At 44.9% G+C, this 26,333-nt stretch carries 22 protein-coding genes; 16 read left to right on the forward strand and 6 right to left on the reverse strand.

Annotated elements, in window-relative coordinates; genetic code table 11:
• Window positions 1–45 precede the first annotated feature (45 nt).
• From guaB to PLH26_RS00185, 3 genes are all read right to left on the reverse strand, one after another.
• The gene (gene guaB / locus PLH26_RS00175) at window positions 46–1,539 is read right to left on the reverse strand and encodes an IMP dehydrogenase (protein ID WP_324583942.1); all 1,494 of its coding nucleotides are present in this window, start codon (window positions 1,537–1,539) and stop codon (window positions 46–48) included.
• Window positions 1,540–1,586: 47 nt separating this feature from the next.
• Window positions 1,587–2,687 carry a DNA-processing protein DprA gene (gene dprA, locus PLH26_RS00180; protein ID WP_324583943.1) on the reverse strand — a complete coding sequence of 367 codons (1,101 nt, stop codon included), beginning with the start codon at window positions 2,685–2,687 and terminating at the stop codon, window positions 1,587–1,589.
• 637 nt (window positions 2,688–3,324) lie between these two features.
• Window positions 3,325–3,903: a thioredoxin family protein gene (locus PLH26_RS00185; protein WP_324583944.1), complete on the reverse strand. Its 579-nt coding sequence runs from the start codon at window positions 3,901–3,903 to the stop codon at window positions 3,325–3,327.
• A 35-nt stretch (window positions 3,904–3,938) separates the two neighbouring features.
• Here PLH26_RS00185 and PLH26_RS00190 point away from each other — a divergent pair, with 35 nt between their 5' ends.
• Complete coding sequence (locus tag PLH26_RS00190) at window positions 3,939–4,529, forward strand: UbiX family flavin prenyltransferase (protein WP_324583945.1); 591 nt, start codon at window positions 3,939–3,941, stop codon at window positions 4,527–4,529.
• Between the two features lie 307 nt (window positions 4,530–4,836).
• Here the strand turns inward: PLH26_RS00190 and lolA1 are convergent, their stop codons facing one another.
• Both lolA1 and PLH26_RS00200 read right to left on the reverse strand, forming a co-directional pair.
• Window positions 4,837–5,508: an outer membrane lipoprotein periplasmic chaperone LolA1 gene (lolA1, locus tag PLH26_RS00195; protein WP_324583946.1), complete on the reverse strand. Its 672-nt coding sequence runs from the start codon at window positions 5,506–5,508 to the stop codon at window positions 4,837–4,839.
• 92 nt (window positions 5,509–5,600) lie between these two features.
• Window positions 5,601–8,081: an FtsK/SpoIIIE family DNA translocase gene (locus PLH26_RS00200; protein WP_324583947.1), complete on the reverse strand. Its 2,481-nt coding sequence runs from the start codon at window positions 8,079–8,081 to the stop codon at window positions 5,601–5,603.
• A gap of 236 nt (window positions 8,082–8,317) precedes the next feature.
• On the opposite strand from PLH26_RS00200, the gene def reads away from it, so the two are divergent.
• The 5 genes from def (at window position 8,318) to PLH26_RS00225 (ending at window position 11,943) form a co-directional block, all read left to right on the forward strand.
• Window positions 8,318–8,896, forward strand: coding sequence for a peptide deformylase (def, locus tag PLH26_RS00205; protein ID WP_324583948.1), 579 nt, complete (start codon window positions 8,318–8,320; stop codon window positions 8,894–8,896).
• Window positions 8,886–9,848: a hypothetical protein gene (locus PLH26_RS00210; protein WP_324583949.1), complete on the forward strand. Its 963-nt coding sequence runs from the start codon at window positions 8,886–8,888 to the stop codon at window positions 9,846–9,848. Before def ends, PLH26_RS00210 begins: the two co-directional genes overlap by 11 nt.
• A gap of 126 nt (window positions 9,849–9,974) precedes the next feature.
• On the forward strand, window positions 9,975–10,883 hold the full coding sequence (locus PLH26_RS00215) for a ribonuclease Z (protein WP_324583950.1): 909 nt from the start codon (window positions 9,975–9,977) through the stop codon (window positions 10,881–10,883).
• 130 nt (window positions 10,884–11,013) lie between these two features.
• On the forward strand, window positions 11,014–11,502 hold the full coding sequence (locus PLH26_RS00220) for a BON domain-containing protein (RefSeq protein WP_324583951.1): 489 nt from the start codon (window positions 11,014–11,016) through the stop codon (window positions 11,500–11,502).
• Window positions 11,503–11,520: 18 nt separating this feature from the next.
• Complete coding sequence (locus PLH26_RS00225; protein ID WP_324583952.1) at window positions 11,521–11,943, forward strand: SH3 domain-containing protein; 423 nt, start codon at window positions 11,521–11,523, stop codon at window positions 11,941–11,943.
• Window positions 11,944–12,241: 298 nt separating this feature from the next.
• Here PLH26_RS00225 and PLH26_RS00230 read toward each other — a convergent pair whose 3' ends face one another.
• Entirely contained in the window at window positions 12,242–13,120 is an 879-nt protein-coding gene (locus PLH26_RS00230; protein WP_324583953.1) for an AraC family transcriptional regulator, read from the reverse strand.
• A gap of 172 nt (window positions 13,121–13,292) precedes the next feature.
• Between PLH26_RS00230 and PLH26_RS00235 the strand changes: the two genes are divergently transcribed.
• The 10 genes from PLH26_RS00235 to PLH26_RS00280 all read left to right on the forward strand — a co-directional run.
• Window positions 13,293–16,544, forward strand: coding sequence for a SusC/RagA family TonB-linked outer membrane protein (locus PLH26_RS00235; RefSeq protein WP_324583954.1), 3,252 nt, complete (start codon window positions 13,293–13,295; stop codon window positions 16,542–16,544).
• Between the two features lie 8 nt (window positions 16,545–16,552).
• Window positions 16,553–18,304 carry a RagB/SusD family nutrient uptake outer membrane protein gene (locus PLH26_RS00240; protein ID WP_324583955.1) on the forward strand — a complete coding sequence of 584 codons (1,752 nt, stop codon included), beginning with the start codon at window positions 16,553–16,555 and terminating at the stop codon, window positions 18,302–18,304.
• 59 nt (window positions 18,305–18,363) lie between these two features.
• Window positions 18,364–19,704: a DUF6807 family protein gene (locus tag PLH26_RS00245; protein ID WP_324583956.1), complete on the forward strand. Its 1,341-nt coding sequence runs from the start codon at window positions 18,364–18,366 to the stop codon at window positions 19,702–19,704.
• A gap of 50 nt (window positions 19,705–19,754) precedes the next feature.
• Window positions 19,755–21,113 (forward strand): Gfo/Idh/MocA family protein, encoded by a 1,359-nt coding sequence (locus PLH26_RS00250; protein ID WP_324583957.1) that lies wholly within the window; start codon window positions 19,755–19,757, stop codon window positions 21,111–21,113.
• A gap of 75 nt (window positions 21,114–21,188) precedes the next feature.
• Window positions 21,189–22,226 carry a Gfo/Idh/MocA family protein gene (locus PLH26_RS00255; RefSeq protein ID WP_324583958.1) on the forward strand — a complete coding sequence of 346 codons (1,038 nt, stop codon included), beginning with the start codon at window positions 21,189–21,191 and terminating at the stop codon, window positions 22,224–22,226.
• A 57-nt stretch (window positions 22,227–22,283) separates the two neighbouring features.
• The gene (locus PLH26_RS00260; protein ID WP_324583959.1) at window positions 22,284–22,964 is read left to right on the forward strand and encodes an RraA family protein; all 681 of its coding nucleotides are present in this window, start codon (window positions 22,284–22,286) and stop codon (window positions 22,962–22,964) included.
• Complete coding sequence (locus PLH26_RS00265; RefSeq protein WP_324583960.1) at window positions 22,961–23,767, forward strand: SDR family NAD(P)-dependent oxidoreductase; 807 nt, start codon at window positions 22,961–22,963, stop codon at window positions 23,765–23,767. The genes PLH26_RS00260 and PLH26_RS00265 overlap by 4 nt, the downstream gene beginning before the upstream one ends.
• Before the next feature lie 49 nt (window positions 23,768–23,816).
• Window positions 23,817–24,947 carry a mandelate racemase/muconate lactonizing enzyme family protein gene (locus tag PLH26_RS00270; protein WP_324583961.1) on the forward strand — a complete coding sequence of 377 codons (1,131 nt, stop codon included), beginning with the start codon at window positions 23,817–23,819 and terminating at the stop codon, window positions 24,945–24,947.
• A complete protein-coding gene (locus PLH26_RS00275; RefSeq protein ID WP_324583962.1) occupies window positions 24,944–25,819 on the forward strand; it encodes a RidA family protein in 876 nt (291 codons plus the stop codon). Before PLH26_RS00270 ends, PLH26_RS00275 begins: the two co-directional genes overlap by 4 nt.
• Window positions 25,816–26,333 (forward strand): creatininase family protein (locus tag PLH26_RS00280; protein ID WP_324583963.1); only part of this gene is annotated, 518 nt, incomplete at its 3' end. The genes PLH26_RS00275 and PLH26_RS00280, both read left to right, overlap by 4 nt.

Here is a 26,333-nt window from a genome sequence, read left to right on the forward strand (position 1 = left end):
TTGTAACATGCCCGCCCTGTAACTTGTAACCTGCAGGCACAAGCATCACCTCGTATAATTCGGAGCTTCCCTGGTAATTTCTATGTCGTGGGCATGGCTTTCATTCATCCCGGCATTGGTTATTTTAATGAACTGTGCTTTTTGCAGTGCTGCAATATCAACAGCTCCGCAATAACCCATTCCCGACCTTAATCCGCCTGTATACTGGTATACGATCTCGCTCAGGTTACCCTTAAATGCCACCCGGCCTTCAATGCCTTCCGGTACATATTTTTTTATATCATCTTCCACATCCTGGAAATAGCGGTCACCGCTTCCCTGTCCCATTGCACCCAGGGAGCCCATACCCCGGTACTGCTTAAACTTCCGGCCTTCATATATAATAGTATCGCCGGGGCTTTCTTCTGTTCCCGCAAAAACGCTTCCCATCATTACTGCACCCGCGCCAGCTGCCAGTGCTTTTACCATATCTCCTGTATAGCGTATGCCGCCGTCGGCAATGAGCGGTATATTCAATTTGTGAAGTACGGAAGCCGCTTCCATAATAGCCGTAATTTGAGGAACGCCTGCACCGGCAACGATCCGGGTGGTGCATATAGAACCCGGACCGATACCTACCTTTACAGCATCTGCTCCTGCTTCAGCCAGGGCTTTGGCGCCTGCTGCCGTTCCGATATTGCCGGCAATGACCTGTAATTTTTTAAAATTCTTTTTCAACTTTCTTAGTGATTCAATGACTTTTGCACTATGCCCGTGGGCACTGTCTAAACATACCACGTCTACACCTATCTGCTGTAAAGCAGCCGCTCTGTCCATCAGGTCGGCAGTTATACCCAGGGCAGCGCCGGTAAGCAAACGGCCAAAACTGTCTTTTACCGCATTGGGATGACTTTGCAATTGCAAAATATCACGGTAGGTAACGAGTCCTGTTAATTGCCCGTTTTTATTTACCACCGGCAGTTTTTCAATTTTATACTGGCTGAGTATTTTTTTGGCCTTGGTAAGGTCTGTTCCTTCGGGGGCCGTGATCAGGTTTTCCGTTGTCATTACTTCACTCACCTTTTTCTTCAGGGAAGTTTCAAAACGAAGGTCACGGTTGGTAAGAATACCTACGAGTTTTTTATCAACATCTATGATCGGGATTCCTCCTATCTTGTTTTCCCGCATCAGCTTCAATGCATCTCCAATAGTAGCATCTACCTGCAGGGTTATGGGATCAAGGATCAGCCCGCTTTCGCTGCGCTTTACTTTTCGTACCTGTTCAACCTGCCTTTCAATTGTCATGTTTTTATGGAGAATTCCCAGTCCGCCCTCCCTGGCCAACGCTATGGCAAGATCTGCTTCTGTTACGGTATCCATGGCTGCAGAAAGCAGCGGTATGTTCAGTACAATGTTTTTGGTGAGCTTTGTACTGATACTTACTTCGCGTGGAAGCACCTGCGAATAAGCCGGCATAAGCAGCACATCATCGAAGGTTAAACCTTCACCAAAAAATTTTTGAGGGAATTTGTTTTTAGCGGAGTTGATTATTGTTGCCATGTGCAAAGATAGGGGAGAGGATAAATAGCTTCCAAATTTTGTTGCCCTTATAAAAGTTTATATATTTTCCCCGGCAGGCAGGTTATTATACCCTGCAGTTCAAGGTTCAATATAGCAGCGGCAATCATGCTGCTGCTAAAGCCGCAACCGGGGGTGATCTCATCAATGGAGGCGGTTTCTTTTTCCCGGATGATTTGCAGGATCGCTTGTTCATGCGGCGTCAGTTCTGTGAACAATTCCTTCTGCATTACCTTTTTCTTTTCAGGAGCGCCCGACCAGTTCATGAACTGCAGGATATCCGTTGCCGATGTAATTAAAGCCGCTTTATTGCTCCTGATCAGGTAATTGCAGCCTGTGCTTTTGCTATCCGTTGCCCTCCCGGGGAGCGCAAACACATCCTTGTTATAGTTATTGGCCAGTTCTGCTGTTATCATGCTTCCCCCGTTGATATTGGTTTCAATAACTACAGTAGCATCAGAAATACCCGCCACAATGCGGTTCCTTTTTGGAAAATTTTGTTTATCCGGTTTGGTGCCCGACATGAAATCTGTAAGCAGCCCGCCATTTACCGTCATTTCTTTTGCGAGTATTTTATTGGCGGCAGGATAAATGCGGTCGAGCCCATGGGCGAGCACCCCAATGGTGAATAATTTGTTTTTTAGCGCGCACCGGTGTGCCAAAGCATCTATGCCGTAAGCCAGCCCGCTCACGATAACCACGTCATTTTGAGCTAAATCTTCAATTATCCTGCAGGTCATTTCTTTACCGTATTCGGTGTGATTGCGGGAACCGATGACGGATATGACCCTGTTCTGGTTTAGATTGGCGTTCCCCTTGTAATATAAAAGAGAAGGCGCATCATAGCAATGCAATAAACGCTTCGGGTAGGTTGTGTCTATTTGTGTGAGCGTTGCTATTTTGTATTTCTCAATGAAGCGAAGTTCTTCTTCCGCTCTGCTGAAGGCATTAAATGTTTTGATGCTTTTTGACCGGATAATGCCTATTCCGGGAAACTTATCAAGGAGGGATTTGCGGGCTGCAAAAATACTTTCTGCACTGCCAAAATGCTGTAACAATGCTTTTGCATGCACATCGCCAATATGCGGAACCATGGTTAGCGCAATATGGTAAAGAAGATCGCTTTGCATATGTGCAGGCGGTGGTGTTGTTCAAAAATTTTACACGGTCATAAAAAGAAGTATCGCGGGAACAAAATACTATAAAAAACCCCCTCCCGATAAATCGGGGGAGGGGCACTAATCTTTTAACCGTTAACCATTAAACCTTATCCTATGAAAAGCCGAATTTAAATCGTTTTTTTAATTTAAGTATTTATACGGCGTAAATTTTTTTCTTTTCTGGCTGCCGTAGCCGGCAAAGCGTCATTTTATGGTTGCGATAGTGTTGAGAATCAATGTTATGACCAACTTAAGGGGGAATTTTTTTTATTAACGGAGATCATATAAAAAAAGGGCTGGATGGAAATCCTGCCCCGTTTCTAAATCCAATATCCTATGAAAAACCAATAATGAGACCAATATTATACTGCAAACGTTGCACAACACATTAATTTTATTTTAAAAAAAGCAAATATTTGAAAGGAAAGGCGGTGGCAGGTTGCTAAATTTGGATGTTCTGGAAGAGAGGAATTAAAAAGAGTGTCCGAAAAATGGGTTAATAAAAAAAGGGCTGGATGGAAATCCTGCCCCGTTTTAAATCCAATATCCTATGAAAAACCGGACATATAACGATATATCCGATTTTTATATTGTTGCAAACAAAAAATTATTTCCAGGTTTGAACAAAATTTTTTCTGTATTGTTCAAAAGGTGTTTTACCGTAATGGCCCTCGCCAAAATATTTCAAAATCAGCTCCATGTCAGGCGGCTTTAAATAACCGGGAATTACCTGGGGCGCCGAACCGTCGGCGGGTAAAATAACTGTAGAGGGATAAGAAAGTTGTCCGCCGGTTAACAGGATAGCATAATCATTTACCCGGTAATTTTCATTGTATTTATATTGTCTTCCGCGCCAGGTAAGTATTTCCTTCGTTTCTGCATTTAATTTGACCGGATAAAAGTTTTTGTGAACATATTGAATAACATGGGCGTTTGTATAGGTGTTCCTGTCCATTACCTTACACCAGCCACACCAATCGGTATACAGGTCTATAACAATGGCTTTTTTTTGGGAAGCAATTTTAGCTTCCGCTTCAGCAAGTGTTAGCCATTGCAGCTTCTCATTTTCTGCAGGGTTGATTATAGTTGTATCTGTTGTATAATCAAAAGGGATGCCTGCAGGCGTGTTCATGCCATATAGCAGGATACTGGTAGCAACACAAAGAAAAATGCCGGATATTTGCATTTTGATTCGTTTATTTTTACAAATATAACTCACAATTGAAGCGAAAAATTGTTGTAGCAGTTACCGGCGCCAGCGGGTCTTTGTACGCCCGTCAACTGGTGGATAAGTTATCGGCCATACCCGAACAATGGAATGAGCTTGCACTGGTAATTACAGACAACGCCAGGCAGGTGTGGGAAACGGAGCTCGGCGATGATCCTTTCGATAAATATGCTGTTAATATTTACGGGAAAAATGATTTTAACGCTCCTTTTGCATCCGGTTCAGGGCAATTTGATACAATGATCATTATTCCCTGTTCTATGGGCACTTTAGGACGGGTAGCCACAGGCGTTTCAAATGACCTGATCACAAGAGCCGCCGATGTAATACTAAAAGAAAGAAGAAAGCTGATTTGCGTTGTGAGAGACACGCCGTATAACCTTATTCATATCCGTAATATGGAAACGGTTACCCTGGCCGGAGGCATCATTTGTGCTGCTACACCTTCTTTTTACAGCCGTCCTCAAACCATTGAAGCTGTAGCCGCCACCGTGGTAGACAGGGTACTTGATCTTTGCGGATTTAGTATTGCTTCCTTCCGTTGGGGTACAAATAGTGCGGACCCTACACAGGATCATCCATAAAACGATACAATGACTGTAATTAAGCCCGCGGGGTGCCATTTATTGAATGACAAACCTGCTACAGCCCTTATATACAGTTCATGTAAACTGGCATGTTGATTACAGTCGTGGCATACGGCTTGTTTACCGAAAAGTAAAAGTAAATGAAAAATGGATGGATTGTGAAACGGTGCTGCCGGACAAAACCCTGCCTCCACTGATCTGCGATGAAGCGGATTGTAATTACTATCGTTATCCCGTTCGTAACACACCTCACACACTTATACCTTACACCCTATACCTCATACCTTATATACCTTGTCCCCTCTTACTGCAGATCTATTACTTCAACATCCGGATGTTTGGTAGCATTAAAAACAAAAAAGCTGTTGTCTATTTTTGGGTTGGGAATAAAGCTTGAAACTTTATACACATAACGGTTGCCGTTTTTTTCAAACAGCCTGGTTGAAACGATGTTCTTTGTTGCCTTGTCTACACATACCAGTATTTTAAAAAATGCTTTATTTTTATCAGTAGGGGTAAGTTCTATTTCCTGTAATGTTTTTTTACCTTCTTTTTTCTCGCCATTCAGCTTGTACAGAAAATCTTTTTCATAAAAATTTGTGAATATCTTTTGAGGCGTAAAGCTGCTGCCATCGGGATCAAATTTACTCACCTGAACCTCATTTGCACCTTTATCATAAGTCCATATTTTCTGCGCATTGCAAAAAATCTCCTGGTCGGTCAGTTCTACTTTATACTGGTTGCCCTTCATATAGGCCGTTCCTTTTTTTGTGCCCTGGATCTTGCCTGCCGCATTTTCAATTTGCAACACAAAATCTGCTTTAACAGTATTGTATGTTTTAAATTTAGCGGTTACACCGTCCAGTACTCTTTTAGCGTCGGGGTCATTGGTTCCAAGGGTTTTAACGGAATTTTGTGCTACTCCTGTCAGGGAGAACATAGCCAGTAGTGCTGTAATAGTTAATATTCCTTTCATTCGTTTTTTATTGGTGCGCAAAGATAGTTATTTCAAAGACTGTTGCAACAGCAATATAGTTTAATGTGATATTGCCGTTACCGGCTTTTATTTTACAATGCCTGCAAAAACTCTTCCAATTCCATTTCGGTTTTAAATATTACATCTCTTGCCTTGCTGCCCTGGTTCGGTCCTACGATCCCTGCCGATTCCAACTGATCCATTAAGCGGCCTGCGCGGTTATATCCCAGCTTCATGCGGCGCTGTAATAATGAAGTAGATCCGATCTGGCTTTGAACAATAAGCCGGGCGGCTTCTTCAAACAAAGGATCGCGGTTCCCTGAATCGAAATCTTTGCCTTCCAGCTCTTTTTCATCAATATATTCCGGTAAATAAAAGGGTTGGGGATATCCTCTTTGTTCACCAATGAATTCAACAATTTTTTCTACTTCAGGCGTATCTACAAAAGCGCACTGCAACCTGGTTACTTCGCCGTTGTAAGACACCAGCATATCTCCGCGGCCTATCAACTGTTCTGCGCCGCCCGTATCTAAAATGGTGCGGGAATCAATTTTAGAAGAAACCTTAAAGGCAACCCTTGCAGGGAAGTTGGCTTTAATGGTTCCGGTAATGATATTAACCGATGGGCGTTGGGTGGCAATGATAAGGTGGATCCCCACCGCCCTGGCCAATTGGGCCAAACGCGCAATAGGCATTTCAATCTCTTTGCCTGCGGTCATGATAAGGTCGGCAAACTCATCAATGACCAGAACCATAAAAGGTAAAAACTGGTGGCCTTTTTCGGGATTGAGCCTGCGGGCTGCAAATTTTTCATTGTTCTCCCTTATATTCCGGCAGCCTGCTTCTTTAAGCAGATCGTATCGGTTGTCCATTTCAATACACAGGGCATTCAGCGAGTGTACTACTTTCTTGGTGTCGGTAATAATGGATTCTTCTTCACCGGGAAGCTTGGCGAGGAAATGCTTTTCAATTACCCGGTATAAGCTCAGTTCAACTTTTTTAGGGTCTACCATCACCAGTTTAAGCTGTGATGGGTGTTTTTTATACAGAAGCGATACCAGTATGGCGTTAATGCCTACCGATTTACCCTGTCCTGTAGCGCCGGCCATTAACAGGTGGGGCATGGTAGCAAGATCTACAATAAAATGCTCATTGTCTATTTTTTTGCCCAAAGCTATGGGCAGTGAAAATTTGTTCTGCTGAAACTTATCCGACGATAAAAGTCCTTTCATGCTTACGATAGACTTTTTAACATTGGGCACTTCAATGCCAATAGTCCCTTTCCCGGGAATGGGAGCAATGATGCGTATACCCAGGGCCGCAAGGCTTAAGGCAATATCATCTTCCAGGTTTTTTATGCGCGAAATACGAACGCCTGCAGCGGGAACAATTTCATATAGGGTAACAGTGGGGCCTACCGTAGCGGAGATCTGCCGGATATCAATATCATAATTTTTCAGCGTGTTGATGATCTGGTGCTTGTTGGCTTCCAGCTCGGAAGCATCCAGCACAATTTTTTCGCTTCCATGGGTTTCCAGCAGATCAAGAGACGGGTACCTGTAATCCTTAAGATCAAGAACAGGGTCGTAAGGTGGCAGGTTCTCAACTCTTTTTACGGGTGTTTCTTCATCGTCAGGAAGGCCGGCATCATCAGGCTCTTCTGTACTTTTTAACGCGTTGATCTGCAATTCCAGCTCTGCTGTCGTTTTTTTACGTGACTTGGGGATAATGGTGGTTTTCGGTTCGTGACCGGTTTCCGACAACACTATTTTTCCGCCGGAGTCGTTTATCCCTGCCGGATTGATGACCACTACGCCGCCGGGATGTTTGAGGGTATTGCCTTTAGCGTCATTGATCGTATTTTCCTCTGTGAACAGCCTTGCTTCTTCGGTAAAGGAATTATCTACCGGCACCAGTTTGCTGTGCCCGTTTTGGTCTTTATATTTTTGTTTTTTAGATGGCAGGGAGAAAGACGGGTTAAACCGCCATATAAAATAGGAAAAGCCGCCAACCAGTAAGAGGGCTGCAGTACCCAGTTTTCCTAAAAAACCGCTCAGCCAGTGGCTGGTTATGTTACCTGTTTCTCCGCCCCACGGAAAGCCGTTGCCCTGTGTAATGAAAGCCAATGCCGTGCTGAAAAATATAAGCCCCACCACTATATACCTGAAATTACGCCAGGGTGAGAAAATCTTTTCACCGAACAACAGGTTCACGCCCATAATAAAAAAGAAAATGCAAAAAAGATAAGATGATAAGCCGAAGCCTTCGTAAAAAAACATATGGGATATGTAAGCGCCTATACGGCCAAGCAGGTTGGCCGCTTTTATGCTATCGCCAAATAAGAATGCTGAAAAACCCTGTAATACTTTGTCCTGATCCTGGCGCCATGTAAAAATATAAGAAGTGAATGCTATAAAGAGAAAAAAAGCAATAAGCAGCAGCACGCTTCCCAGTATTTTATGGGTGCGTTCATCCTTCACCAGCTCTTTTACTTTGATCTTTTCTGCTTTATCACTTGTAAGTTTTTCAGGATCAGGATATTTAGACTTATTGTTTTTTAATTTATTAGCCATGTAACTTCAAGCCTATGGTTAAAGATAAACAAAGATAAGGTGTTTGCTGGGCTGGCTGCTACTAAAAAAAATCTGCAGCGATCAAAAATTGTTGGTATCACTGAAGGGGGTTCTTAAAACGGGCGCTTCAAAAGGCGAAAATCCGACTGCAGTATGCCGGTGTATAACGGGTATGAATTTCAGGAATTTCAGCTAAATTTGCAGCCATAAAATACGCGAATCAATAAGTAAAGCCGATGATTTTACCCATTATAGCATATGGTGCCCCGGTACTGAGAACAGTGTGTAAGGATATAACACCCGACTATCCTCAACTGAACAGGTTAATAGATGATATGTGGGAAACCATGTATGCTTCCAGCGGGGTAGGGCTGGCTGCTCCCCAGATTAATCGCGACGTAAGGCTTTTTGTTATGGACAGCACACAGATTTTTGCCGGTATGGATGAAAATGAAAGAAAGAAATACCCCGATACACCCGGCATTAAACAGGTTTTTATCAATGCGCATGTTAAAGAACTGGATGGTAAGGAATGGGCGTATAATGAAGGCTGCCTGAGTATTCCTAAAATAAGAGAAGACATTTACCGCAACGAGGAAGTAACGATCGGGTATATGGATGAACAATTTCAACCGCATATACAAACATTCAATGGAATAACAGCAAGGGTAATACTGCACGAATATGACCATATAGAAGGAAAATTATTCATTGATTACCTGAAACCTTTTAAACGCAGATTAATGAAAGGTAAGCTGGATGATATAACCAAAGGCAAAGTAAGTGTAGACTATAAAATGTCTTTTGCAAAATAAATACCCGCATATACGTCTTATTTTAACAGTGCTGCCGGTACTTTTACTGATACCTGCGGCATTTGTTTCGGCACAGGAGAGCGATACAGTGCTGATAGATAAAAAGGTAATTACACTTTCAGAGATCATTATCCGCAACAATGTGGATATACCTTCCTTTATTGAAAAGGTAAAGAACGATACTACTTTTTACAAAGCCTTCCGCAACCTCCGTGTTTTGAGCTTCACTTCGCTGAATGATATCAGGATGTTCAATAAAAAAGGGAAAGTAAAAGCATCGTTATACAGCAAAACCGCACAATGGGCAAACGAAGGTTGCAGGCATACTACCATATTGCATGAAGACGTAACGGGAGATATGTATGACCATGACCGTCATTATAATTATTACACTCCGGAATTATATGCCAGTCTTTTTTTTGCCCCGGACACCATTTGTGGTGAAACCAATATTGTAAAGGGGGCGGAGTTGAATGTAAAAGGAAAATCAGGCATGGCAAAGCATAAAGAACAACTGAAAATGCTTTTTTTTAATCCGGGCAAAGCCATACCCGGACTACCTTTTATAGGCGGTAAAACAGCCATTTTTGAAGAAGACATGGCGCCATTTTACGAATATCATCTCGATTTGCAGGAACACCTGGGTGAGCTGTGTTATGTATTTTCCGTAAAAGTTAAAGACGGTTTAAGCGGAGCAAAAAGAAACCGGGTGGTTATTGATGAAATGACAACCTGGTTTAATGTAAAAACCTTTGAAGTTATTGCCCGTAATTATGCCATGAGCTATAAAGCCGGTATATATGATTTTGATGTTCAGATGCAGGTGGAAATGACAAGAACGAATGGTTACATGGTTCCGAAATTATTGCGTTATACCGGTAACTGGGATGTGGTTTTTAAAAAAAGAGAAAGAGGTGTGTTTACGGCAACGCTGTTTGATTTCGGGGGATAGGGTGGAAGGCGGAAGGTGGAAGGTTGAAGGTGTGTCTTACACCTCATGCCTTACACCCTATACCTTTAACCCCCCTGCATATTATGATCAACTTAATCCTACTTTTGCATCACTTAATCATATAATGTGTTTGCGGTAACCATACTTGGCAATAATTCAGCGCTTCCCATGCACAACAGGCATCCTACAGCGCAGGTAGTTCATTATAATGAGCATCTTTTTTTAGTGGACTGCGGCGAAGGTACGCAGATACAAATGAACAATTACAAGATCCGCCGTAACCGTATCCGCTACATTTTTATTTCACATTTACATGGCGATCATTATTTTGGATTGCCGGGTTTGCTCACCAGCTATGGATTAAACGGCCGTACAGAGGATCTCTGGATATTTTCGCCTCCCATGTTGAAGGAGATCATAGAAATACAGTTCAGGTCGTCTGATACCCTGTTGCCTTATCCTCTGCATTTTGTTGCTATAGAAAAAGATGGAGTGCTTGTAGATGAAAAGAAGATAACGGTAAGTTGTTTTGCGGTTAGTCACCGCATTCCGTGCTGGGGCTTTTTATTTAAGGAAAAGGAAAAACCATTAAAACTCAACAGCGAAAAATTGCGGCAGTATGCTATCCCTTCCTCATTTTACCAGCAGCTTAAAACAGGTGAAGATTATATTACCAAAGGAGGAGAAACAATAAAAAATGAATGGGTAACAAAGCCGCCGGAAATTGCTCAAAGCTATGCCTACTGCGCAGATACTTTGTATGATGAAGGCATAGCGGAAAAATGTAAAGGGGTAAGCCTGTTGTATCATGAGGCTACCTATTTGGACGATCAGAGAGAGAAAGCGCTGAGCCGGATGCATTCTACAAGCCGGCAGGCTGCTGCCATTGCATTAAAAGCCAATGCACACAAATTGCTCATAGGTCATTTCAGCAGCAGGTACGAAACACTGGATGATTTTCTTACGGAAGCCCGCGAAGTTTTTCCAAATACGGATTTGGCCATTGAAGGTGCAACTTATATTGTACGTACATGAGCAAGGCCCTGCCAGGATATGTGTTATAGGTTTTATTCTTAATATTAAAATAAATTAGCCATCTTTAAAGAACAGTTTGGATTGGCATGATATTCCATTATCTTTTTATTCATCTAAAATCAGAAATTGTATGAAAAAAACACTTTACCGTTTGCTCCGGGTTTCTATGGTTGTTGCAATGGCCAGCATCTGGCTTTTTTCGTGTAAACCTAAAATAAGCGGCCAGGACATTGAAGCTAAAATTCAATCGAATTCTGCTTTATCACATCTTGCCGTTACCGTAAAGGATGGTGTGGTTACGCTTAGTGGTGAAGCCAAAGATGAAGCCGACAGGGCGAATAGCGAAGCTGCCGTTAAAAGTATAGAAGGAGTAAAGGAAGTTGTAAACAATACAACCATTGCGCCTGCGCCTGCACCTGTTGAAATTGCGGCCGACGACCCGTTAACAAAAGGCATTGCTGATGCGCTCAAAGATTTTCCAACAGTTAAAGCTACTGCGAATGATGGGGTAATTACCGTTACCGGCGAAACCACGGCCGCCAACTGGAAAAAAATTAAAATGGCATTGGATGGTTTAAAATCTAAAAAAGTTGATGCAACTGCTTTAAAAATCAATTAACCTAAAAAAAAAGATCTTATGGCATTACAGGATAAATACAAACAGTTGGTTGATACTGCAACAGCTTCTGGTGTGGCCAATTTGCAGGTAAGGGAACAGGACGGAGTACTGTATATTGATGGAGAAGCGCCATCTGGAAGTGTAAAAGACCAGTTATGGGACATATATGGAAAAATAGACCCTAATTTTTTATCGGGTGATGTGGTGATGAATATAAATGTAGCTTCTGCCGTTGCAGGCGCCAGGGCTAAAGTAACCACCGAAAAATCTAACCTTAATATCCGCAAAGGCCCGGGAACCGATCAGCCCATTGTTGGAAAAGCGGCGCATAACGAAACCGTAACCCTGGTTAGCAAAGCAAACGACCAGTGGTGGCTGATCAGGACAGATGCGGGTGAAGAAGGTTATTCCTACGCCCAGTATTTAACAGTAGTGGAATAGTGGCGCCGGAAATTTCTTGCAGAGATGCAAGATGTAGCTGGGCACAAACAAAGATGGATGTACACAGGTGGAGATTGATGGGCGCTTATACGCGGTTAACCATTTTTCTTCACTCTTTGGTGCATCGGTCGTATGCTATTTCCCGAATGTTTAATTCAACGACACGATTCCGGGCGGTACGGCAATATTCTGTCTCGAAGGCATTGGTTTATCGACAATTTGCAATTTTAAAAACGGGGGTTGGCATTTGCCCTGTAATGCATTCCGAAGCATTAACTAAAGTTGAATAAAAACCGGGTTACCTGTTTAAAGCGGATCCTAATATTTTTTTTCGATAAGCGGAAGGGGTCATACCGGTAATTTCCTTAAAAAACTTATTGAAATTAGTAGGGTTATGATAGCCACACTCGTAAGATATTTGTGTAATGCTGTTTTCGTGATTATGTAACAGTTCACCCGCATGCCTTACACGCAGTTCATTTAAAAAGCTTGAAAATGTTTTACCCGTATGTTGCCTGAAGAACCTGCAAAATGCCGTGGGCGCCAAATGCGCAATAGCCGCTACTTCATCGAGGCGGATCTCCTGCTTGAAGTTCTGCATTAAAAACTGATACACTGTATTTATCCTGTCGGTATCTTTTGCGTTAAAAGTATTTACAAAATTTTTACTGGAGAGATATTTGATCTCGGTAGTATAGGCCAGAATTTCCAGGATCCCGAAAAAAATGATTAACCGCGAAAGCCCCTCCTTTTCCATAATGCCCGACATTTTTTCCCTTATAACATTTCTTGTTTTTCCGGTGATCTCAAGTCCCCTCAAAGATTTATTGATCAAAGTATTGAAAGGCTGTAGATCTTTGGGTGTTAAAAAAAGCCTGAGCAAAGAAGGAGAAAAATAGATCACAATGGCTTTAGATCGCAGGTTCTTGTTCCCCTTATAATAGATATCATCATTGGTTAGTATATGGGGTGTATCGGGCCCCATTAATATGAGCGTCTCTTCGTTGAAAGTACTTACACTGTTTCCTACCACCTTTTTGCCGTACCCTTCTTCAATATATACCAGCTCGCAGTTGGGGTGAAAGTGAAATGGCGTGTCCAGGTAAGCGGTATCAATTTTTTTAAAATAGATCAGTTGATTTTCATTGATCCCTACATCTATGAACAATGGTTTCATTTAAAAGATATTTAACATAAAATGATATGCAAAGATACATTTATGTTAAAATATATAAAGTTATTGTTAAAATATATTGTATTCCGATTTCTTTTAGTCCGTATCCTTGTGCTCGTATACAAAGTGAATATGTTTAAGACCAGGATTTTTTAACCAATTCAACTTTAATGTTATGAGAATATGTGCTCACACTTTTTACAGGTATTTTGTATTTGCCATAGTGCTTTCGCTGATGATGGCGCATGCTTCAGTGGCAGGAGATAAAATGAACTTTTTAAATGTACCCTTACCGGATCAACAATCCCAGTTCCGTGTTATGGGTACGGTTACCGGTACTTCCGGTGATTTGCTCGCCGGCGTTACGGTGCAGGTGAAAAGCAACCCGTTGGGAACAGCTACAGATTCCAGAGGCCACTATGAATTGAATGCTTCAGGGTCTGATACACTTGTTTTCTCTTATGTTGGTTATACCACGCAGGAGGTTCCTGTAAACGGTAGAAGCAACGTTAACGTGGTTTTAAGTGTTTCTTCATCAGAATTGAGCCAGGTGGTGGTGGTTGGTTACGGAACACAAAGAAAAGAGAACCTGACGGCAGCAGTTGATATTATTGATACGAAGCAAATTACTTCGAGGGGAAATGGAAATGTTACTGAGATGCTGCAGGGCGTGTCGCCGAATCTTAATATAACGCCGGGCTCTACAACGGCGGGTGAGCCTGGGGGCAAACCGAGCATCAACATCAGGGGGATCGGAACGCTCACGGGTGATTATGCTCCTTATGTGCTGGTAGACGGCGTGCCTATGGATATAAACGCAGTTAACAGCAGCGACATTCAATCCATTACGGTATTGAAAGATGCGGCTGCAGCGGCGATCTATGGATCCAAAGGCGCTTTTGGCGTTATCCTGATCACCACCAACAGCGGTTCCGGGAAAAAGAAGATACAGATCCGATATTCAAATAATATTTCTTTTTCCAACCCGATCGGGCGTCCGCATATGGAGAATTCACTGAAGTACATAACGGCTTTTGATCAGGCAAGCATCAATGCAGGGTTAGGAGCCAATTTTACGCCGGAGAATTATGATCGTATTGAAAAATACATGGCAGGTGAAATTAAAGAAGAAACCTGGCTGATGCCCGATAGCAGCGACTGGATGGGTAACGGGATATGGAGCATAGCAGGGAATGGTAACAACGACTGGATGTATATATTTTATAAGGATGTAACAACCCGGCAAAAGCATAATGTTGATATCAGCGGCGGCGGCGACAAAACTTCCTATTACGTGTCGGCAGGGTTATGGGACCAGCCGGATGAGCTGAGATACGGCGGCCAGTTTTATAAAAGGTACAATGTAACGGCCAACGTCACTTCCAAAGCAACAGACTGGATGACCTTTAAATTCAACAGCAAATACGTCAATGAAAGGAACCGCTATTTTAATACCAAGGAAGGGTATGACAGGAATACTTTTTACCATGATTTTTACCGGACCAATTCCTTCAGGCCCCGTATACTTCCCAATGGCGAATTTTCAGACATATCGGATATTCCTTCACTCGTTGACGGAGGAAAAGTTGATGTATACGGCTCACAATACATCCTGTCTTTAGGCGCTATACTTGAACCTGTAAAAAACTGGGAAACGGTTATTTCCTATAATTATACCAATAGCAACTCCAGATATGATGATAATAAGAAGACAATATATGGCACCGATCCCCGGGGACAAAAATATGTGCACGCCTATCCTACCAGTTCCTATACAACCAATTTTGTTGCTGATAACAATACATTGTTCAATATTACTTCATCCTATAGTATAGCCCTGGATAAACATAATTTTTATGTGATGGGCGGATTTGAAAGTCAGTCGGATCTTCTCAATGGCATAACAGGAAGTAAAAATGATATGCTCACCTCCAGTGTGCCGTCTATCAGTACATCAACCGGCACGATCAACCTGAACGACAATAAATCGCACTGGGCCTCAGAAAGCTTTTTCGGGAGGTTCCGCTACAACTTCAGGGAAAAGTACCTGTTGGAAATAAACGGCAGGTATGACGGAAGTTCCAGATTTGCCGACGATTCCCGCTGGGGCTTCTTCCCGTCTGTTTCTGTAGGCTACAACTTATCGCAGGAATCATTCTGGAAAGCATTGAAACCGTATGTCAATACTTTTAAGATCCGCGGTTCATGGGGCTCGCTCGGGAATCAGCAGGTGCCGAATTATCTGTACCTGCCCACGATTGGAATGGGCACCAACCTGAACTGGATCGTGGGTTCGGTGAGACCTGACTTTGTGCAGGCGCCCGGGCTCACCAGTGCAGATCTGACGTGGGAAACCATTACAACAAAAAACATCGGCTTCGATGCAGGTTTCCTCAATGGCAGGTTAAGTGCGGCTTTTGATCTTTATACCAGGATAACATCCGATATGTTTGGACCCGCTGAAGCGCTGCCGCTTACGCTTGGTACATCTGTTCCTCAAACCAATAACGCCACTATTAAAACAAGAGGCTTCGATCTTGACCTGGGCTGGCGTGATCATATCGGCACCAATATAACATATAGCGTAAGAGCAACAATATCAGATAATGTTACAACCGTATTGGAATACAATAACCCAACCAAATCTTTATCAACCTGGTATGAAGGACAAACGCTCGGTGAAATATGGGGTCTTAAAACGGTGGGGATCTATCAGTCGGAGGAGGACGCAGGCAAAGGCCCCGACCAGACCTTGTTTTATCCTACCTGGAAAGCAGGAGATATACAGTACGAAGACCTCGACGGAGATAATAAGATCACACGCGGAAGCCGGACAGCAGATGCCCCGGGTGATTACACGATCATTGGGAACAACAGCTCCCGGTACCCGGTAGGATTATACGGTGAATTGAGATGGAAAAACATTGATTTCAGCATGTTCTGGCAGGGCATCCTTAAAAGAGATTATGCATTTGCCACTACGAATGACAATGCGTTTTACGGGTTCAACGGACAGCAATGGTGGGGGATGAACGCATTCTATAAAGGAAATAATACCACGCTTGACTACTGGCGCCCGGAAGATGAAACCAATATGCTTGGTCCCAATACCGGGGCTTATTATCCTAAACCATATCTCTCAACGGAGGATTACAAGAACAAGGAGATACAAACACGGTATATGCAGAAGGCTTCTTATTTCCGGTTGAAAAGTTTAACGATCGGCTACACGGTTCCTTCCGACCTGACACGCAGAGTGGCTGTGGAAAATGCAAGGATCTATGTATCCGGCGAAAACCTGCTTACGTTCACTCCTTTAACGAAGCTGGTAGATCCTGAAGCGCTTTTTAATGCAGGATGGGGTGTTGCCAAAGGGCACTTCTTACGCAGGATATTTTCAGTAGGTATTAATGTAACTTTTAAATAATTGAAGCTATGAAAATAAATATATGGAAATACAGCCTTTTACTTTTACTTTCAGTGGGGGTTGGATGTAAAAAAGATTTTTTGAACAAGTACCCGCTTGACCAGATCACGACGGTGGATTTCTGGAAAACAGGCAATGACCTCAAATTATATGTCAATCAGTTTTATCCTGCCGCATTCAACCAGCCTATGGGTGATCAGCTAAACGGAGATTTTGCTGCTGATGCCCAGAGCGATGATGTAGGCCTCGTGATCGCCAATCCCAGGCTGCAGGGTTCAAGGGTAGTGCCTGCAACGGGGGGATGGGGTTATACCAATATCCGCGCCCTGAATGTTTTTATGGCGAACTACGATAAAGTAGAAGACCCTTTTAACAGCTATAAAGATTATGTTGGAGAGGCCTATTTCTTCCGGGCATTCTTTTATTTTAACCTGGTGAAAGAATATGGGGATGTGCCTTATATTGGCACCCCGTTAAATACCAATTCGGAAGAGCTGTATATGCCCCGTGCTCCGCGCAACCAGGTGGTTGATTCGATCATTGCAGACCTGGATGAGGCCATTGAGCTCCTCCCCGCAGGTAAGCAGGAAGGTGCTACAAGACTAAGCAGGGAAATTGCATTGTTGTTCAAATCGAGGGTTTGTTTATATGAAGGTACCTGGGAGAAATACCATGTGGAGGATGAATTTAAAGTAGACAATCCCCAGCCGCAGAAATATCTTGAACTGGCGGCACAGTCGGCTAAGGCAGTGATAGAATCGGGAACCTACGCTGTTTATTCCACTGGTGAGCCTGAATGGGATTATTTTAACCTTTTCAGCAGGGTGGATTATGCCACAAATCCTGAGGTGTTATTATGGGAAAAGTTTGACCTGAGCCTCAAAAAAGGAAATGCTTTTCAGTTCCAGATCGCCACGGGAAAATCCGGCGGTATAGGGTTGACCAGGTCGTTTGTTGACGCTTACCTCTGTAAGGACGGGAGACCTATTTATTTGAGTAACGGTGCCGAAAACCCGCTGTATGAGGGAGACGGCACACTGGAAAAAACAGCAGCCAACCGGGATCCGAGGTTTACACAAACGATCTTTACGCCCGGTTTTCCGCTCCAGGCCGTGGGTTCAGACACAACGTACTTTCAAAGGCCCACGGTAGCAGATCCTGCCCATACCCGGTGTCCTACAGGTTACCAGATGAACAAGTTCCTGAATTTTGATCCTGTTCATCATGCCTCCCTTGAAACATTACCCGTTGGTTATACCGGGTGGATCGTGTTCAGGTATGCAGAAGCGTTGCTGAACTATGCAGAAGCGAAAGCCGAATTGGGCACGATAACCCAGCAGGATATTGATATGAGCATCAACCGGCTTCGCAACCGGGTGGCTATGCCTCCTTTGGATATAGCTGCGATCGAAGAAGATCCTAACTGGCAATTTCCCGACTTAACGCCGGTGCTTAATGAAATAAGACGCGAACGCCGCGTGGAGCTCATTTTGGAAGGATTCAGGTGGAACGATCTGGCCAGGTGGGCTGCTGCCGAAAAAACGCTTGTAGGAAAACGTCCGTTGGGTGCTAAATTCAACACAACAGACTATCCTGATCTGAATGCCTCTGATTTTACATTGACCGATGGCTATTTTGATCCGCTTAAGTCGCAATTGCCTGGCGGTTACGGCTTCAGGCCTGACAGGGATTATTTAAGTCCCGTTTCAACGGAAGAATTAACCTTAAATAAACAATTGGTACAAAATCCCGGTTGGTAATCCTTGTATGTTTATCTTTTGTATGTATTTATTTCGTTGCTTTAAAAACAAATAGAATAATGGTGATCAAAAACAGTATAGTTTTCTTTGTTATTGTTACGCTTTCTGCCTGTTCTGCAAAGCAAACCACCATCACCGTGGTGGATGAGCATCGTGTGTTCAGTGAAACCCGGTCGCCTGCATCGGTAGAAGTTAATCTGGATGCCAGTGAGTTACAGGCTGCCAGGGAGGGAAAGCTGGGCCTGGTTTACCGGTTGGGTGATACCGATTCCATTATACCCGGTCAGTTAGACAGCAGTGATCCCGATCATCCTAAAATGGTAATGATGCTGCCGGAGGAAAACAACGGTGCTTATGAATTTGGCTTACACAAGCAGGCGGATACGTTCGGCAGTATGGTAAATGCAACTGTTGATCCGAATGGCCAGATACTTTTTGAAGAAGACGGGAAGAAAGTGCTGCAATATAATTATCATACCGTTTATGAGAAAGATGTGATCCGTTTACCGGGGTCAGAAACACAAAAACCATCCATTTCCCGGTTGGGAGGTGTTTACCTGTCTGAATTCCTGAAAGAGAATCCCCGTCTTCCAAAGGACTCCGCTTATACCAATCTCATATATGCAGTGCCCCGCAACGACTATGTACATCCGTTGTACGGCCTCGAAGGTGAGATGCTGACGAAGGACTGGCCCGCAGACGGCGAATTTCATCACCGGGGTATATTCTGGGCATGGCCCGAAGTGGAGATGGGAGCCGAAAGAGGAGATATATATGCCTTGCAGCGGATCTTTGCCAGACCAACGGAAAAAGTGGAACTGGTAAGCGGTCCCGTCTTTGCCCAGGTAACAGCAGAGAACCTGTGGAAATGGGGGGATTCCATTCCCATGGTTAACGAGTACGTTGTAATCCGGGCTTACCGGCAAACCGGCTCTACGCGGATTATTGATTTCAATATCCGGCTAACGGCTTTAAAAGACAGTATTACGATAGCCACGCGTCTTGCCAACAGTTATGGCGGATTTTGTGTGCGTATGCAAACACCGCAGCAACAGCAGATCTCATTTTACACAGACACAGCCGAAAATAAGGTTCGCGCCTGGTCTGATCTGAGCGGGATATTCCAGGGAAACCAGTCCAGGTCGGGTTTAATGATCCTGCAGCATAAAGACAACCCCGAATACCCGGGAGCATGGGCTCATTACGATAACCTTTCATGGGTTCAGCCTACATTTCCCACACCTGATACACGGTATGCTTTGAAAAAAGGAGAGCCCCTGGTTTTAAGATACAGGTTGGTGATACATTCAAATGTTGCGCAGGACAAAGACCTTGCAGTAAAGCGATGGGATGCCTATAATTATACCTTAACACCTTTGTATCACTTCAAATCAAATTAATAATGGCCAGGTAAAAACTGCCCGACGAGTATAATTAAACTGATCAAAATATGAAACAAAGCAGAATAACATCTTCCGTTTCGAGGAGAAAATTTGTAAAATCCATGGCCATCACCGCTATCGGTGCGCCGCTCACAAAGAATTTTAATATTATGGATACACAAAAAGGCTCCGCTCCAGGCGATAAGATCAACCTGGGAATTATCGGGTGCGGAGACCTGGGAACAGCCAACCTGCGCGCCTGTACGGCACACCCGGATGTGGTGGTTACGGCTGCATGCGATGTTTGGAAGGACAGGCTTGACCCGATCGTGGCGAAATTTAAAAATACCTGTACAGGGTATACCGATTACCGTGAGTTGCTCCGGCATAAAGGATTGGATGCCGTTATCATCGGCACGCCCGCCCACTGGCATGCCCTGCAGGCGATCGAGGCGGCAGAAGCCGGCCTGGATATTTATTTGCAGAAGCCGATGACAATGCACCTGGGAGAAAGCATCGCTGTACGAAATGCTGTGAGAAAGCATAAATCCATCTGCCAGGTGGGTACCCAGATCCATGCAAGTGATCACTATCGCCGTATGGTGGAACTGGTCCGTTCGGGCAATTTGGGCAGGATCGGAACGGTACGGACATTTTTCGTGATGAATGAAGCACCCAATGGTATCGGGAGCGGTAACAATAACACTGCTGTTCCCAAAGGGCTGGATTGGGATATGTGGGTAGGCCCCGCCCAAAAGAAGCCTTTCAATCCCAATCTGGTCAAAAACGCTTTTTATCATTGCTTCTGGATGGATTACAGTGGCGGATGGACACCCGGGATGGCGCCTCACATTACAGACCTGCCCGTATGGGCGCTTGAGCTGGGTTATCCTACCGAGATCAGCGCAATAGGCGGAAGGTATATTATTAAGGATGACAGCGACGCTTATGATAACCATGAAGTGATCTGGCGTTATCCTGATCTTACCATGACCTGGATGCAGTCGTCGACAAACAGCTACGGGTTCGATTTCCTCCGAGGGCAGAAAAGCCAGAGAAGGCTGGGTATTTATTTTCATGGAACAAATGGTACCCTGCTAACAGATTACAGTACCTCGCAGATATTACCTGAAGGAAACAGAATGGAAGGCATGACAGCACCGCCGCAGTCCATACCTTCTTCTCCCGGTCATGAGCTGGAATGGATAGAATGCATTAAATCGCGCAAACAGCCTTCCTGTAATCCTGAGTATCATATTAAAGTGGATGTTCCCATAGAGCTTAGCGTTCTGTCTATGAAATTGGGCCGGTCCATACAGTTCGACCCGAAAACCGAAGCGATCATAGGAGATAAAGAGGCGGCAAGGCTGGCGATCCCTGAATACCGCTCGCCCTGGAAATTCCCCACTCAGTATTTGAATAAATAAATCAAAGGAGGCAAAATATAAGCAGCCGCTTTACGTGACAATCAATATTTAAATAAACAGGAATAATATTAAGATATGACTGACAGAAGAAAGTTTATAAGGAACATGGTGCTGACCGGTGTGGGCATGGGCATTGCCGATAAAATATCGGCACATGCAGTGTGGCATGGTATGGCAAAGGGTAAAAGGATAGGTTTGATCGGTTTGGATACCGGGCACTGCGCAGCGTTTACCAGGTCTATCAACGGATCACCGGGCGATTTTAACGGCTATACAATAACGGCCGCCTATCCGAAAGGGACAGAGCACATCATTGAATGGAAAGAGCGGATCCCGCAAATCACGGAGGAGGTAAAGCAATACGGTGTGGAAATTGTTGATTCTATACCGGCATTGCTTAAGCAGGTAGATGCAGTTATTTTAACCTGTATTGATGGCAATAAGCATCTTGAGCAGGCATTGCCTGTGCTCAAAGCAGGGAAACCGCTTTTTATTGATAAGCCGGTGTCTGCCTCCCTGGCCGATACCATTGCCATATTTGAAGCTGCCAAGCACTATAAAACGCCGGTCTTTTCCTGCTCTTCATTGCGTTATATGGCAAGTGTCCAGGAAGTGGTTAAGGGAAAGATCGGGAACGTTATAGGTGCAGAAGCTTATAGTCCTGCCGTAATAGAAAAAACCCACCCCGACTTTTTCTGGTACGGGATCCATGGAATAGAAATTCTTTATGCGGTTATGGGTGCGGGCTGTGAAAAATTAAGTCGCACTCACACTGCCGGTACAGATGTGGTGGTGGGTGTATGGAAAGACGGGCGGATAGGAACTTTCCGCGGAACCCGCACCGGCACGCATTCTTACGGCGGCATAGCCTACGGCGAAAAGGGAGACGCTTTTTTGGGGCCCTACGACGGGTATGAGCCTATGCTGAAAGTAGTAACGCTTTTTTTCGATAATGGCCAGCCTCCCATAGAAGAAGAAGTTACCAAAGAGATCTGTGCTTTTATGGAAGCTGCAGATAAAAGCAAATCATTGGGAGGGAAACAGGTAAGTTTAGATGAGATATGGAGCCGGGGAAGAGCTAAAGCAAGTAAAAAACTAAAGGCGATCATCTGAACGGATTAGTGAAAACCATATTGATCAACAGATTTTAATTATTATAAGTATAGTCTTATGGAAGAATGGAAAAACGATGATGAACTGTTTGCGCTGATCCGCAGTGAATTGTTTACTGCGGTTGTTGGAGATATCCTGGACAAGCTTGGCTACCTGCACCAGTTTTTACCGCCGGCGCTTCGTCCTTTACATGATAAAATGGTGATGGTGGGAAGGGCAATGACGGTTTTAGAAGCCGATATAGATCAGATCAGTGACAGCCGCTTATTAAAAAAACCTTTCGGTTTAATGCTCGAGGCGCTCGACGATCTAAAAAAGAATGAAGTATATATCTGCTCGGGCGCATCTCCTACCTATGCCCTGTGGGGTGAATTAATGGCTACTCGGGCCAGGTTGCTCGGTGCTGCAGGCGCGGTAGTAGATGGTTATTCAAGAGATACGTCGGGCATACTGGCAATGGAGTTCCCCTGTTTTTCCTATGGCGGATATGCGCAGGACCAGGAACCCCGGGGAAAAGTGGTGAACTACAGAGTCCCTATTCATTGCGGGCAGGTGTTGATAGAACCGGGAGATATTGTATTCGGCGATCGCGACGGGGTATGTGTTATCCCTCAAAAGGTAGAGCGCGAAGTGCTGGTGAAAGCCTTTGAAAAGGCGAGAGCGGAGAAAATGGTGAAGACGAAAATAGAAGAGGGGATGAACGCCTGCGATGCGTTTTCCAAATATGGAGTAATATGATGCAACAAACGGATTTAAGTATGGATTTGAAAGGAACCAATATTTTAATTACAGGAGGAGGCGGATACGGCGTGGCAAGCGGTATATGCCAGGCGCTTTCGCAGTTGGGTGCCCGTTTAATAATAAATGAGCCCACTGAAGAAAAGCTGGATGCTGTTATGAAGCGGTATCCCGATGCAGTTCCCGCGCCTGCGGATATCAGCAAGCCGGAAGAGGTTAAAGTGATGTTTGATCGCCTGGGCAGGGAAGTAGGCACGATCCACGGGTTGGTCAACAATGCAGGTATAGGGCTGAGCAGGCTTGCGCATGAGGCAAGCGAGGAGGAGTTCGACCATCTTTATCGTGTTGATATAAAAGGTGTCTGGATAATGTCGGGATATTTTGTGCGTCAGTTGTTGAATAATAAAGCAGAAGGCAATATCGTAAATGTATCCTCCGTACATGCCCGTTCCACCATGGCAAGATATGCTATATATGCCGGGGCCAAAGCGGCGGTAGAAGGACTGACCCGCGGAATGGCGGTTGAGCTGGGAATGTACGGCATCAGGGTGAATGCGATCGCTCCCGGGTATGTGCATGCGGAACAGAATTATGCGCTGATCGGTACCTGGACCAATGATCCCCACGGGTGGATCAGGCATTATATTGAAAATGAACAGGCCATTCCCCGTGCGGTTGATCCGCTGGATTGTGGTCATGTAGCCGCTTTTTTATTATCCGGCTTAAGCCGCTCTGTTACCGGTCAAACCATATATGTTGACAATGGGGATACGATCAAGCTAACAGGCGCTATGCCGGCATAGCAGCATTGAACAGGAAAAATTATAAGATCAACAAAAGTTTATTCAGTTAATGAAAATTTCCAGTATTACCTGTTATGAAGTAATTGTTCCTGCCCGGCCGGATACCATCAACAGCGCATCGCTCAACAAGCCGCTGCATAAATTACCGGTAGGCTCCAAAGGCGGATGGAGCGTGCAGTTCGACAGGCTTCCCAAGCTGATCGTCCGTATGGAACTGAGCACGGGTATCGTTGGATGGGGTGAGCTGTACCGGAATCACGACTGGCGGATCGTGGAAGATATGATCGGGGTGTTGCTGGGTAAGGATCTCAATACGCTGATCATCCAAAAGCTTCCCTTTAACTTTTGCAGGGAGTATGATGGTTTTGAGTGTGCCGTATGGGATGCTTATGCCAAAGCGCACAACATGCGCGTGGCAGATCTTTTAGGCGGTCCGCTGAAAGAAAAGGTAAAAGTAGGCGCATGGTCGGGCCACCGGCTCGTGGAAGAGATCGGTGAAATGGTAAGCCGTTTTGCAGCGCGGGGATATGATTGTATCAAGTTTAAATGCGACCTGGAAGATGACGTGGTAAAATGGTGCAAAGTGATTGCAGATGCTGCTCCTTCCATGAAGGTGATCCTTGACCCCAATGAAAGATGGGACCATGCTTTTGAAGCGCGTAAAAGGATTGAGTCGTTAAATAAGATCGGCAATCTTTTATGTGTGGAAGAACCGGTTCCGCGCTGGCAGCTTGACGAATATGCTTCCCTGCGTGCCTTCAGCCCGGTTCCGATCGTGCTGCATGTGTCGCTTCCTTATGTGCTGCATGGCCAGCGGATAAAAGATGCGATCCAGGCCATCCGGCTGAGCGCTGTAGATGCTTTCAACTTTAACTGCGGTCTGGCCGATTTCCAACGGCTGGATCATATTGCTTCTGCCGCCGGGATGCCTTGCTGGCATGGATCGGAGATAGATCTGGGTATCCTGGAAGCCATGTACGTACACAGCTCTGCCGCTGCGGCTTCCTGTACCTGGCCTGGCGATATTTTTGGAAGGATGATCAGGGAGCACGACCTGCTCAAAGCTCCCCTTCAGTTTGAACCGCCCTACGTGAGGCTGCCCGAAGGCCCCGGACTGGGCGTAGAGCCCGATGAATATGCTTTAAAACATTATCAGATCAATCAAAAAGAATTCCATTGAATACAAACCCTTTTTCCGGACACGACAGCGACCGGCGCGCCATATGGGATATGCTGGTATACCGCGATATCATGGCTTTTTTGCAGGAAGACTGGGCTATGGTGGCGGATGATTTTATAGAAGACGGCTTTATCGGCCTGGATGCCGGGCGCATCGGAAACCCTGACGCGTGGAGACTGGGCTTTCCTACTTTAAATGCTTACCGGGAAGAATGGCTGCGGCAGGCAGCGGAGTTTAAAACACTGGCATGGGGAGAAGATATTGAAGCTGCTATGTTCCGGGTTACCGTGCTGCGCGATGTAGAGATAAAAGAAAACGTTGCCGTAGTGCACAAGAAATTTTTCGGCAGTATTGTAAAAGCAGACGGAAGCCTGCAGCCCATGAACTGGCAAACGCTTTACTATTGCCGCAAAGTGAACCACGCATGGAAGATCACCGGCTTTACAGGCTATATGCCCCACTTTATAGGAGAGACCAGTCAAACGGAACGCCTGATAAAATTACCGTCCGGTGCCGGGCAGCACCAAACTGCCGGGCCTTATTCGCCTGTGCTGGAAATTGATCCGGGAAAGCTGGTGGTGCTGTCGGGGCAGGCAGCTATTGACCCCAACGGGAATGTTGTGGGAAATACGATTGAAGAACAGGCTGCTTATACCATGGACAATTGTCTCAGGCAATTGATAAGCACCGGGTGTGGATTTAATGATGTATTTAAAGTGAATGTGTATTTGAAAAACCTCGAAGATTGGCCCCGGTTCAATGAGGTGTACCGGGAATATTTTACTGGTACGCTTCCCGTGCGAACAGCGCTCAAAGCAGGCCTGTTGATGAATCTATTAATTGAAATTGAAATGTGGGCTGTAAAATCATGATCTGGGACCAGTTAACTTCAGAACAATTGCATGGCCTCAACAGGAGCATACCTGTACTGCTGGTGGTGGCTGCTACAGAGCAGCACGGTCCGCATTTGCCGCTTGCAACGGATCGTTTGATAGGTGAGTTTTTTTCCAAGAAGCTGCATGAGGCAGTACCCGATCATCTGCTGATCCTCCCGGCCGTTGCGGTGGGTTGCTCAGACCATCACATGGGCTTTGCGGGTACGTTATCGCTTTCCCACGACAGCTTCCGTAACCAGGTAAAGGATATCATCCGATCGGTCATCCGGCATGGTTTTCAAAAGATCATCCTCCTCAATAGCCACGGTGGCAACCAGGCTGTCGGACAGGTAGTACTGGAACAACTGGGGCATGAATATCCGGATGTGCATTTTGTGATGACCACGTGGTGGCGGATCGCTATGAAGCGCCTGAACGAGATCACGGAAACGGGACAGGGAGGCGTAGGGCATGCGGGAGAGTTTGAAACCTCCCTGATGCTTCTCATTGC

It is taken from the genome of Agriterribacter sp. (assembly GCF_035444585.1).
In the GTDB taxonomy this organism is placed as follows: Bacteria; Bacteroidota; Bacteroidia; order Chitinophagales; family Chitinophagaceae; genus Agriterribacter.

Bases quoted from the DNA above. Each gene is read 5' to 3' on its own strand.
- PLH26_RS00200 (WP_324583947.1), bottom strand. From the start codon at position 8,081: ATGGCTAATAAATTAAAAAACAATAAGTCTAAATATCCTGATCCTGAA.
- PLH26_RS00260 (WP_324583959.1), top strand. From the start codon at position 22,284: ATGGAAGAATGGAAAAACGATGATGAACTGTTTGCGCTGATCCGCAGT.
- PLH26_RS00220 (WP_324583951.1), top strand. From the start codon at position 11,014: ATGAAAAAAACACTTTACCGTTTGCTCCGGGTTTCTATGGTTGTTGCA.
- PLH26_RS00185 (WP_324583944.1), bottom strand. From the start codon at position 3,903: ATGCAAATATCCGGCATTTTTCTTTGTGTTGCTACCAGTATCCTGCTA.
- PLH26_RS00265 (WP_324583960.1), top strand. From the start codon at position 22,961: ATGATGCAACAAACGGATTTAAGTATGGATTTGAAAGGAACCAATATT.
- PLH26_RS00225 (WP_324583952.1), top strand. From the start codon at position 11,521: ATGGCATTACAGGATAAATACAAACAGTTGGTTGATACTGCAACAGCT.
- PLH26_RS00255 (WP_324583958.1), top strand. From the start codon at position 21,189: ATGACTGACAGAAGAAAGTTTATAAGGAACATGGTGCTGACCGGTGTG.
- dprA (WP_324583943.1), bottom strand. From the start codon at position 2,687: ATGCAAAGCGATCTTCTTTACCATATTGCGCTAACCATGGTTCCGCAT.
- PLH26_RS00230 (WP_324583953.1), bottom strand. From the start codon at position 13,120: ATGAAACCATTGTTCATAGATGTAGGGATCAATGAAAATCAACTGATC.
- PLH26_RS00235 (WP_324583954.1), top strand. From the start codon at position 13,293: ATGAGAATATGTGCTCACACTTTTTACAGGTATTTTGTATTTGCCATA.
- PLH26_RS00240 (WP_324583955.1), top strand. From the start codon at position 16,553: ATGAAAATAAATATATGGAAATACAGCCTTTTACTTTTACTTTCAGTG.
- PLH26_RS00250 (WP_324583957.1), top strand. From the start codon at position 19,755: ATGAAACAAAGCAGAATAACATCTTCCGTTTCGAGGAGAAAATTTGTA.
- PLH26_RS00270 (WP_324583961.1), top strand. From the start codon at position 23,817: ATGAAAATTTCCAGTATTACCTGTTATGAAGTAATTGTTCCTGCCCGG.
- PLH26_RS00245 (WP_324583956.1), top strand. From the start codon at position 18,364: ATGGTGATCAAAAACAGTATAGTTTTCTTTGTTATTGTTACGCTTTCT.
- def (WP_324583948.1), top strand. From the start codon at position 8,318: ATGATTTTACCCATTATAGCATATGGTGCCCCGGTACTGAGAACAGTG.
- guaB (WP_324583942.1), bottom strand. From the start codon at position 1,539: ATGGCAACAATAATCAACTCCGCTAAAAACAAATTCCCTCAAAAATTT.
- lolA1 (WP_324583946.1), bottom strand. From the start codon at position 5,508: ATGAAAGGAATATTAACTATTACAGCACTACTGGCTATGTTCTCCCTG.